The sequence below is a fragment of the Bradyrhizobium sp. CIR48 genome (assembly GCF_014198315.1).
Taxonomy (GTDB): domain Bacteria; phylum Pseudomonadota; class Alphaproteobacteria; order Rhizobiales; family Xanthobacteraceae; genus Bradyrhizobium.
The window spans coordinates 655348-665328 of sequence record NZ_JACIHG010000001.1 but is presented as its reverse complement, the minus strand read 5'-3'; the positions used below and the strand labels follow the sequence as shown (position 1 = coordinate 665328).

Sequence of the window (9981 nt, the reverse complement as noted above, 5' to 3'; positions counted from 1 at the left end):
TCACTCTCCCGCAGGTTCGACCACCGCGAGCTCGACGCCCTCCTGCACGATGTCGCCGACCTTGCACTTGATGGACTTCAAGACGCCGGCATAGGGCGCGCGCAGCGTCTGCTCCATCTTCATCACTTCCAGCGTCAGGATCGGCGCGCCCTTCTCGAGCTTGGCCCCCTCCTCGGCCAGCACGGCGACGACGGTGCCCGGCAGCGGCGCTGCGATCTTGTCCTCGCCGATATGCTCCTCGCTCTCGCCGCCGAACGGATCGACCCAATGCAGGTCGAAGCGGCCGTTGCGCGTGCGCAGGTAAAGCTCATGGCCGGCGACGACCGCGGCGACCGACGATTTGACGCCGTCAAGCGTCAGGTCGAAGCCGCCGTCGCGCGGCGCGATCGCAAATGCCAATTCGCGTTCGCCGATGATCAGCGTCGACGGACCGCTGCCGTAGTTCAGCACGATCTTCTGCTCGGGCCCGTGCCCGACACGAAAGGCAAAGCTGCGCTGGCGGCGGCCGACCGGCTGCCAGCCAAAGGTCCGCCAGGGCGAATTCGCCTCCGCCTGCGCCGCGTGTCGTTCGTCGTCGATAATAGCGGCAACCGCGGCGCACAGCTCGAGCTCACCCGGCGCCGGCGCGGCCTGTGTCAGCACCGCCAGCTCACGCTCGATGAAGCCGGTGTCGATCGCATTCGTCCGTACCTTCGGATGCGTCATCAGCGCCGACAGGAACGGGATGTTGGTGACGATGCCGCGGACGTCGGACTCTTCCAGCCCGCGGTTCAGGCGCTCGATCGCAACGTCCCGCGTTGGCGCCCATGCGATCATCTTTGCGAGCATGGCGTCGTAATACGGCGAGACGCTATCGCCCTCGCGGTAGCCGGCGTCGATGCGCAGGCCACCGGTCTCGGCGGGCAGCCGCCAGGTCGAGATCCTGCCGACCGACGGCATGAAGTTCTTGGTCGGATTCTCCGCGTAGACGCGCGCCTCGACCGCGTGGCCGTTGAGCTTGATCTCGTCCTGCTTCAACGGCAGCGCCTCGCCGAAGGCGACGCGCAGCTGCCATTCGACGAGGTCGACGCCTGATATCAGCTCGGTCACGGGATGCTCGACCTGCAGACGCGTGTTCATCTCGATGAAGAAAACGTCCTTGCCGTCGGAGACGAACTCGATGGTGCCGGCACCGACATAGTTCACCGCGCCTGCGGCCTTTCGCGCGGCGGCACAAACCGCCTCGCGCTGCGCTGGATTGAGCGTCGGCGACGGCGCCTCCTCGATCACCTTCTGGTGCCGGCGCTGCAACGTGCATTCGCGCTCGAACAGCGAGAGCAGATTGCCGTGGCTGTCGCCGATGATCTGCACCTCGATATGCCGGGGATTGTCGACATATTTCTCGATCAGCATGCGGTCGTCGCCGAACGCGGCCTTGGCCTCTCGCTTGGCGCTGACGATCGCGGGCGCAAGCTCATCGGCCGAGCGCACGATCCGCATGCCGCGGCCGCCGCCGCCGGCGGAGGCCTTCACCAGGATGGGAAAGCCGATCTTGTCGGCCGCCTTCGAAAGCGTCGCCTCGTCCTGGGCCTCGCCGTGATAGCCCGGCACCAGCGGCACGCCGGCCTTCTCCATCAGCTCTTTCGAGCCGGACTTCGAGCCCATCGCCGTCATCATCCCGGCGGTCGGGCCGACGAACACCAGCCCTGCATCGAAGCAGGCCCGTGCGAATTCGGCATTCTCCGACAGGAAGCCGTAGCCGGGATGCACGGCCTCGGCGCCGGTCTTGCGCGCGGCCTCGATCAGCCGCTCGACATTGAGATAGCTGTCGCGGGCCCGCGCCGGCCCGAGCAGCACGGCCTCGTCGGCGAGCGCGACATGCATCGCATCGCGATCGGCCTCGGAATAGACCGCGACCGTGCGCAGGCCCATGGCGCGTGCGGTGCGGATGACGCGGCAGGCGATCTCGCCGCGGTTGGCGATCAGGAGGGTGCGAAAACGGCGGTAGAGCTTTGAGCGGTCCATCGCATCACATCCTGAACAGGCCGAATTTTGTCGGCTCGATCGGCGCATTCGACGCCGCCGAGAGGCCAAGGCCGAGCACGAGGCGAGTATCGGCCGGGTCGATGACGCCGTCGTCCCACAGCCGCGCCGTGGCATAATATGGGTGCCCCTGGCTCTCATATTGCGCGCGGATGGGCTCGCGGAATTTGTCTTCCTCTTCCTTCGACCAGCTATCGCCCTTGGCCTCGATATTGTCGCGGCGGACCTGGCTCAGCACCATCGAGGCCTGCTCGCCGCCCATCACCGAGATGCGCGCGTTCGGCCACATCCAGAGGAAGCGCGGTGAGTACGCCCGGCCGCACATGCCGTAATTGCCGGCGCCGTAGGAGCCGCCGATCACCACGGTGAATTTCGGCACCGAGGCGGTCGCGACCGCCGTCACCAGCTTGGCGCCGTCGCGCGCGATGCCGCCGGCCTCATATTTCTTGCCGACCATGAAGCCAGTGATGTTCTGCAGGAACACCAGCGGAATGCCGCGCTGGCAGCACAGCTCGATGAAATGGGCGCCTTTCAGGGAACTCTCACTGAAGAGAATGCCGTTGTTGGCGATGATGCCGACCGGATAGCCCCAGATATGGGCAAAGCCGCAGACCAGCGTCGTGCCGTAGAGCTTCTTGAATTCGTCAAACTCGGAGCCATCCACGACGCGCGCGATGATGTCGCGCACGTCGAACGGCTTGCGGCCGTCGACCGGCACCACGCCGTAAATCTCCTCCGCAGCAAACAGCGGCTCACGCGCCGGATGCATATTGAGGTTCGGCCGCACCGACGGCTTCAGCGTGCCGACGATGCGCCGGGCGATGCCGATCGCGTGCGCATCGTTCTGTGCGTAATGGTCCGTCACGCCCGACTGGCGCGAATGCACGTCGGCGCCGCCGAGCTCCTCGGCGCTGACGACCTCGCCGGTCGCGGCCTTCACCAGCGGCGGGCCGCCGAGGAAGATGGTGCCTTGGTTGCGCACGATGATGCTCTCGTCCGACATCGCGGGGACATAGGCGCCGCCGGCGGTGCAGGAGCCCATCACGATCGCGATCTGCGGAATGCCCTGGGAGGACATCTGCGCCTGGTTGTAGAAGATGCGGCCGAAATGCCGCTCGTCCGGGAAGATCTCATCCTGCAGCGGCAGGAAGGCGCCGCCGGAATCGACCATGTAGACGCAGGGCAGATTGTTCTGCCGCGCCACGTCCTGCGCACGCAGATGCTTCTTCACGGTCATGGGGTAATAGGTGCCACCCTTGATCGTGGCGTCGTTGGCGACGATCATGCATTCGCGCCCCGAAATGCGCCCCACGCCCGTCACGACGCTCGCCGAATGCACATCGCCGCCATAGAGGCCGTAGGCCGCGAGCGGTGACAGCTCCAGGAACGAGGTGCCGGGATCGACCAGGAGGTCGACGCGCTCGCGTGCCAGCATCTTGCCGCGCGAGGTGTGGCGGTTGCGCGAGACCTCGCCGCCACCGCCGGCGACCTGGCTGAGCTTTTCACGCAAGTCCGCGACCAGGGTGCGCATGGCCTCGGAATTGCGCGCAAAGTCGGATGAAGACGGATCGATGCTGGAATGGAGCGGCATGTTGATTCCAATGAGGTGAAGGTTTTTAAGCCGTCTCGGACATCAGTTCGCGGCCGATCAGCATGCGGCGAACTTCGGACGTCCCCGCGCCGATCTCGTAGAGCTTGGCGTCACGCCACAGACGACCCACAGGGAATTCACTGGTATAGCCGACCCCCCCGAGCGCCTGGATCGCCTCGCCGGCCATCCACGTTGCCTTCTCCGCGGAATAGAGGATCGCCGCGGCCGCATCCTTGCGCAAGCTGCGGGCGTGGTCGGCGCGGTCGCAAGCGCGTCCCACCGCATAGACATAGGCGCGCGTGGCCTGCCACGTCGCGTACATGTCGGCGAGCTTGCCCTGCATCAGCTGGAAATCGCCGATCGGCTGGCCGAACTGCTTGCGCTCGTGCATGTAGGGCACGACCGCGTCCATGCACGCCGCCATGATCCCGAGCGGGCCGCCCGACAGCACCGCGCGCTCATAGTCGAGGCCGGACATCAGCACCTCGACGCCCTCACCCACCTTGCCCATCACATTCTCCTCCGGCACCTCGCAATCGTCGAAGAACAAGGGATAGGTGTTGGAGCCGCGCATGCCGAGCTTGTCGAGATGCTGGCCGTGGGTGAAACCCTTGAAGCCCTTCTCGACGAGGAAAGCCGTCATGCCGCGCGGGCCGGCCTCCGGATCGGTCTTGGCGTAGACCACCAGCACGTCGGCGTCGCCGCCATTGGTGATCCACATCTTCGAGCCGTTGAGGACGTAGCGGTCGCCGCGCTTGTCGGCGCGCAGCTTCATCGAGACCACGTCGGAGCCGGCGCCCGGCTCGGACATCGCGAGCGCGCCGACATAGTCGCCGGAGATCAGCTTCGGCAAATAGCGCTGGCGCTGCGCGTCATTGCCGTTGCGGCGGATCTGGTTGACGCAGAGGTTGGAATGGGCGCCGTAGGACAGCCCCACGGCAGCGGAGCCGCGCGAAATCTCCTCCATGGCGACGATGTGGGCGAGATAGCCCATGTTCGAGCCGCCATATTGCTCCGGCGCGGTCATGCCGAGCAGGCCAAGATCGCCGAAGCGCTTCCAGAGGTCTGCGGGGAACAGATTGGCCTTCTCGATGTCGGCCGCGCGCGGGGTGATCTCGGCCTCCACGAAGGGGCGAAGCGTGTCGCGCAACATGCCGACGTCTTCGCCCAGATCGAAGTCGATGCTCGGGATGTTCAAGGCGATTCCTCCGTATTTTGGGGACCGAACCTAGCGGGGTCAGGGCCCTCTTGCGGTCGAAAAGGTTGCATTTTCCGCCAAACTTGGCGAGGATTTTCCCGAGGGAATTCCCAAAGGTTCGCAATGCCCTTTCAAGCCGCAACCGCGATCCCGCGCCGCGCCGTCACCCCCGCCGCCTTCGTGCGGGGCGTGGTTGCCGCCTATGCGCGATACGGACGGGATCCGGCCGAGGCGTTGCAGCGGGGCCAGGTAGCGCCAGACCTTGTCAATTCTCCGGACGGGCGGGTCACGGCCGCCCAGTTCGAGGCCCTGGCGGGCCATGCCATGCGCGAGCTCGACGACGAGGCGCTCGGCTGGTTCTCGCGCCGCCTGCCCTTCGGCACCTACGGCATGCTGTGCCGCGCCTCAATCACAGCGCCTACGCTGGAGGTGGCGCTCAAGCGGTGGTGCCGGCATCACCGCCTGCTCACCGAGGACGTGCTGCTCGATCTCGAGCTCAGTGAGGAGACCGCCGTGGTCTCCATCCGGGAGCTGCGCGATCTCGGGCCGCTGCGTGAATTCTGCCTGGTCACCCTGCTCCGCTACGTGCTCGGCTTCTCCTGCTGGGCCGTCGATTCCCAGATCGCGCTCCGCGCGGCGGAGTTCCCGTACGCGGAGCCCGGCCATGTCTCGGTCTATCCGACCATCTTTTGCCGGACCGTCCGCTTCGATGCGGACCGCGCCGCTATCATCTTCGACAAGCATTATCTCTCGCTGCCGCTGACGCGCAGCGCCGCCGATCTCGACAACATGCTCAAGGGCGCGCTCAGGCTGACCGTGCTGCCTTATCGGCGCGACCGGCTGCTGGTCGAGCGTGTCCGCCGCGTGCTCCGCAATGCGCGCGGACGCAGTCTTGGTGCCGAGGACGTCGCGAGCGAGCTTGCGCTCTCCACCCGCACCATGCACCGGCGCCTGCGGGAGGAAGCCACCTCGTTGCGCGATCTCAAGGAAGAGGCAAAATTCGAACTGGCAAAACAGGAGCTGATGCGAGGCCGCACGCCGATCAAGCGCATCGCCGAGATCGCGGGCTTCCGCAACGAGAAGAGCTTTTCCCGCGCCTTCCGCACCTGGACCGGTGCCTCGCCGCGCGAGTTTCGCAGCCGGTATCGCTGAGACACGCCCGCTGTCGCATCACTGTCAAGAATCTGCGGCCTCCGAGATGAACTCTCGGAGGCCGCAGTCTCGAAACCCGTATTCAGGCGTTAATTCGAGTTGGTCTGCGCGCCCGGGCGAAGCTTGGTGCGCGACTGCTTCGGCTGATAGGCCAGCGCGTCGTTCGAGGTCTTCGCACCGCCGCTCTGCGAGCAGGTGCCCCCGATCCCGCCCGCCGCAGCCCGGCAGGCTTCCATCGTCGGATAGCCGCAGCCATGAGCGGCCTGGGCGCCGTTGGTGATGCAGTACTCTTCCGCCTGCGCGGCGGGTGCGGTCATCATGAGAAACGCCGATGCAAACAGCGTCGCAGCGGATGCGACAATCGTCTTCGAGGTCGAGGTCATGGTGTCTTTTCCAGCTTCAGGGGTCCCACAAAAGAGTCCTCAGGATGCGACGCAGGCTGAGGTTCACCCCTTGCATCTAGGCGGCGCACCGAGACCGGCAATCACGTCTCAGCGCATCGCAGGACTTCCGAAATCACATGTCACAGTTATGTGAGTTAATCAGCATTATAGTGCTGACGTCGACGACGCGTAGCGCCGTCTGATTTTTCGCGATCTTGGAGTAACGGCGCCTGGAACGTTCCCCTATCCCGCCGATACCGCCGCGACGTCCTGCAGAGGCAGCGGCACATCCTTCGCGACGCCCAACACCGGAAAGCTGCGGACGTTCTTCACGTCAGGCATTGCCGCGAAATGCAGCAGCTGCTGGCGCATGCTCTCGACGCTCGGCGCCACGCATCTCAGGAGATAGTCGGTGTCGCCCGAAATCCGCCAGCACTGCTGGATGCGCGGGATCGCAGCGATCGAACTCTCGAACGCCTCCAGCACCGGCTGGGCTTGGCTGCCGAGCTGGATCGAGACGAACGAGACCACCTCATAGCCGAGCCGCCGCTCGTCGATGACGGCCCGCACCGCCCGGATCACGCCGCGGCTGAACAGCGATTTCAGCCGCCGCAGGCAGTTGGGCGCGGACACGCCGACGCGCAGCGCCAGCTCGTTGTTGCGGATACGCCCGTCCTGCTGCAGCTCGGATAATATCTTCAGATCGACGCCGTCGAGCTGGTCACGCCCCGCCATACCCCACCCCGTCGTGGTCCCGATGTCAGAACCAGCGAAGCACGTGGCGGAATTGGTGCCAAGGGTCCGAACCCCGGGGCGCGGCGCTATCGCGTTCGGGAGGAATGCCTCCCACGACCGTCATGGCCGGGTTGACCCGGCGATCCACGTTCGTTCACGCCCACCCAAAACGTGGATGCCCGGGCCTGCCTCGCCGAAGCGGCTTCGGCCGCGCAGGCGGGACGAGCCCGGGCATGACGAGAACACACGTCGTTTGAAGTCGAAGCAGCCGCCTTCTCAATGCGTCCAGGGCTCGCCGCGACGGAACGAGAAGTTGTCGGCATAGGCGACTGGGCGGCGGATTGAATCCTGCGGTTCGATCACCTGGTAGGCGATGCCCTTGCGCTCGCAATAGGCGACCGCCTCTTCCTTGCTGTGGAAGCGCAGCGTGATCTGCTGCTTCATGTCGCCCGACGAGGTCCAGCCCATCAGCGGCTCGACCGCGCGGGGCTGCTCCGGCTCGTAGTCGAGCTGCCATTCCTTCGTCTTGGACCGGCCGGATTGCATCGCGTTCTTGGCGGGCTTGAAAATGCGTGCGGTCATTGGCGGTCCGGCCTCTTCGTCTTTCGTTCGATTTCGATGCGTCACGGTAGCAGTTGGTGGAAACCTCAGGGATAGTATACAGACACCGATTGGGAACTGATCGGTGATTCCGGCCCCGGGGCACCCCTCACCACCGGTATAGTCATTATGCTGCACCGTGACAATTGCGTACCCACCTTTCGCGCTGGGGGCCCGCCCGGCGGCACTGCTTCGACGACATCAGCGTAACCGCCCCTCCCGAAAGCTCCCGTCGCATGGCCTTCCTGAACATCAACGCCACGCTCCCTGAAAAAGGCCGCGACCTCAGGCTCGACCTGTTTCGCGGGGTCGCGAACTGGGCGATCTTCCTCGACCACATCCCCGACAATGTCGTGAACTGGGTCACGACGCGCAATTACGGCTTTTCCGACGCCGCCGACTTGTTCGTGTTCATCTCCGGCTATACCGCCTCGTTCGTCTATGCGCGGATGATGCTGGAGCGCGGCTTCCTGGTCGGCGCCACCCGGCTGACCAAGCGGGTCTGGCAGCTCTACGTCGCCCACATCATCCTGTTCGTGATCTATATCGCCTCGATCAGCTATCTGGCGCTGCGCTTCGGTGATAGCGAGATGATCAACGAGTTCAACGTCGCCGGCCTGGTCGACAACGCCACCGAGACGCTACGCCAGGGCCTGTTCCTTCGCTTCAAGCCGCTCAATCTCGACGTGCTGCCGCTCTACATCGTGCTGATGGGCCTGTTCCCGCCGGTGCTGTGGTTCATGCTGCGCAAGCCCGATTTGACGATGGTGCTGGCGATCGTGCTGTGGCTGGCGGCGCGTCACTTCGGCTGGAATCTGAACGCCTATCCGGCCGGCCAGTGGTACTTCAACCCGTATTGCTGGCAGGTGCTGTTCGTGTTCGGCGCCTGGTGCGCGATGGGCGGCGCGCGGCGCTCGATGACGCTGATCAACGCGCCGATCACGCTCTATCTCTGTCTCGGCTATCTCTTGTTCGCGCTGGTCATGACCATGGCCGGCCGCTTCCCCACATTCGGCGGCATGTTCCCGGAGTGGCTGTTCTCGGCCTTCAACCCGAACGACAAGACCAACCTTGCGCCCTACCGCTTCATCCACTTCGTCGTGATCGTGATCCTGGTGATCCGCTTCGTGCCGAAGGAATGGCCGGGGCTGGAATGGAAGGTGTTCGATCCCCTGATCGTCTGCGGCCAGCAGTCGCTCGCCGTGTTCTGCGTCGGCGTGTTCCTGTCCTTCGTCGGCCATTTCGAGCTGTCGATGAGCTCGGGCTCGCTGCTCGCACAGATCTTCGTCAGCGTTGCCGGCATCGCGATCATGACGACGGTGGCCTATTACATCTCGTGGTCGAAGAAGCAGGACAAGCCGCTGAAGCCACCGCCGCCCAAGCCGGCGGCAGCCCCGGCGAAAGCGGCCTGATCCGGGAACGCCTGGCGGTTGAAGCGCGACCTTCAACCGCCATGGCCGAGATCGACGGCTTCAGCAATGGCCCAAGGCGCGATGATGGTTCATTCCGAGCGCGTCGCGCGTCAGGCGGCTTCTTCGCCGTCGAACTCGGTGAATTTCTTGTAGATCCAGTCGCGGCCGTCATGGCGGCGCCAGACCTTGCCGACCACGAGCTGCCCGTTGATCGAGCGACGGGGCACGATCACGGTCCAGAGGTGCCAGATCTCGCTCCAGCTCGATTGCGGACCGGCGGTTTTGAAGTTGCGATCGAAAGACATGACGCAGAACTCACAGGATATGCGCGCTGCGACGAACCGTGACCATGTGTGAGCACGACTTGCAGGCAGCCCGTCGCGAGCCGGAATCGATCTGATAACGATCGCCGAAGCGGCCGCAACAAGCGCTCATCCTTAACCTAACCAGTCAACCTTACTTCGCGCGGCCTAGGGCCGAGATCGGTTGAAAGCCGGCGCCGATTTATCTACAATACGCGCGCGATTTGAGAATGACCGCGCCATCTTGGGCGCGTGGCGATTTGATTGAGCTGACGTCCAATTTTGTGAATTGAAATTTCGAGAATCTCGTCAGGGCGACCACAATGAATTTGCAGTGTGAACGTCTGCGCCTGGCGCTGCGATCGACGCCTCCTGCGCCAATCGCAAGGATGCCGGCGCATGAGCTGCCGAAAGCCGCCAACGACAACCACGGGATTTGGCCCCTGCTGCCGTTTCCGCTCGGCTGGTACGCCTCGAGCTGAGGGGTCGGATCCGAAAGGCGACACCTGAAAAGCGCAACGCCGCGCAAGCGGAATATCATCGCTTGGCGGCGTCCGTTTAGACATTGGGCGCTGAAATCCCCAAC

The 9981-nt window shown here is 64.7% G+C and carries 9 protein-coding genes; 2 read left to right on the top strand and 7 right to left on the bottom strand.

Annotated features, from left to right (window positions below; translation table 11 throughout):
• From GGD66_RS03330 to GGD66_RS03320, 3 genes are read right to left on the bottom strand one after another with little or no spacing between them, the layout of a single operon-like run.
• A complete protein-coding gene (locus GGD66_RS03330; RefSeq protein ID WP_183256865.1) occupies nucleotides 1-2004 on the bottom strand; it encodes an acetyl/propionyl/methylcrotonyl-CoA carboxylase subunit alpha in 2004 nt (667 codons plus the stop codon).
• 4 nt (nucleotides 2005-2008) lie between these two features.
• Entirely contained in the window at nucleotides 2009-3613 is a 1605-nt protein-coding gene (locus GGD66_RS03325; RefSeq protein WP_018323127.1) for a carboxyl transferase domain-containing protein, read from the bottom strand.
• Between the two features lie 25 nt (nucleotides 3614-3638).
• The gene (locus GGD66_RS03320) at nucleotides 3639-4766 is read right to left on the bottom strand and encodes an isovaleryl-CoA dehydrogenase (protein WP_283814455.1); all 1128 of its coding nucleotides are present in this window, start codon (nucleotides 4764-4766) and stop codon (nucleotides 3639-3641) included.
• A 168-nt stretch (nucleotides 4767-4934) separates the two neighbouring features.
• Here GGD66_RS03320 and GGD66_RS03315 point away from each other — a divergent pair, with 168 nt between their 5' ends.
• Nucleotides 4935-5963, top strand: a complete 1029-nt coding sequence (locus GGD66_RS03315) for an AraC family transcriptional regulator (protein WP_183256863.1) — start codon at nucleotides 4935-4937, stop codon at nucleotides 5961-5963.
• Between the two features lie 89 nt (nucleotides 5964-6052).
• Here GGD66_RS03315 and GGD66_RS03310 read toward each other — a convergent pair whose 3' ends face one another.
• From GGD66_RS03310 to GGD66_RS03300, 3 genes are all read right to left on the bottom strand, one after another.
• Entirely contained in the window at nucleotides 6053-6346 is a 294-nt protein-coding gene (locus GGD66_RS03310; RefSeq protein ID WP_092258394.1) for a DUF3551 domain-containing protein, read from the bottom strand.
• 243 nt (nucleotides 6347-6589) lie between these two features.
• Entirely contained in the window at nucleotides 6590-7081 is a 492-nt protein-coding gene (locus GGD66_RS03305) for an Lrp/AsnC family transcriptional regulator (RefSeq protein ID WP_018323124.1), read from the bottom strand.
• A gap of 276 nt (nucleotides 7082-7357) precedes the next feature.
• Nucleotides 7358-7663, bottom strand: coding sequence for an ETC complex I subunit (locus tag GGD66_RS03300; RefSeq protein ID WP_018323123.1), 306 nt, complete (start codon nucleotides 7661-7663; stop codon nucleotides 7358-7360).
• A 254-nt stretch (nucleotides 7664-7917) separates the two neighbouring features.
• Between GGD66_RS03300 and GGD66_RS03295 the strand changes: the two genes are divergently transcribed.
• On the top strand, nucleotides 7918-9093 hold the full coding sequence (locus GGD66_RS03295) for an OpgC domain-containing protein (RefSeq protein ID WP_018323122.1): 1176 nt from the start codon (nucleotides 7918-7920) through the stop codon (nucleotides 9091-9093).
• 110 nt (nucleotides 9094-9203) lie between these two features.
• Here the strand turns inward: GGD66_RS03295 and GGD66_RS03290 are convergent, their stop codons facing one another.
• On the bottom strand, nucleotides 9204-9398 hold the full coding sequence (locus GGD66_RS03290; protein WP_018323121.1) for a hypothetical protein: 195 nt from the start codon (nucleotides 9396-9398) through the stop codon (nucleotides 9204-9206).
• Nucleotides 9399-9981: the final 583 nt, after the last annotated feature.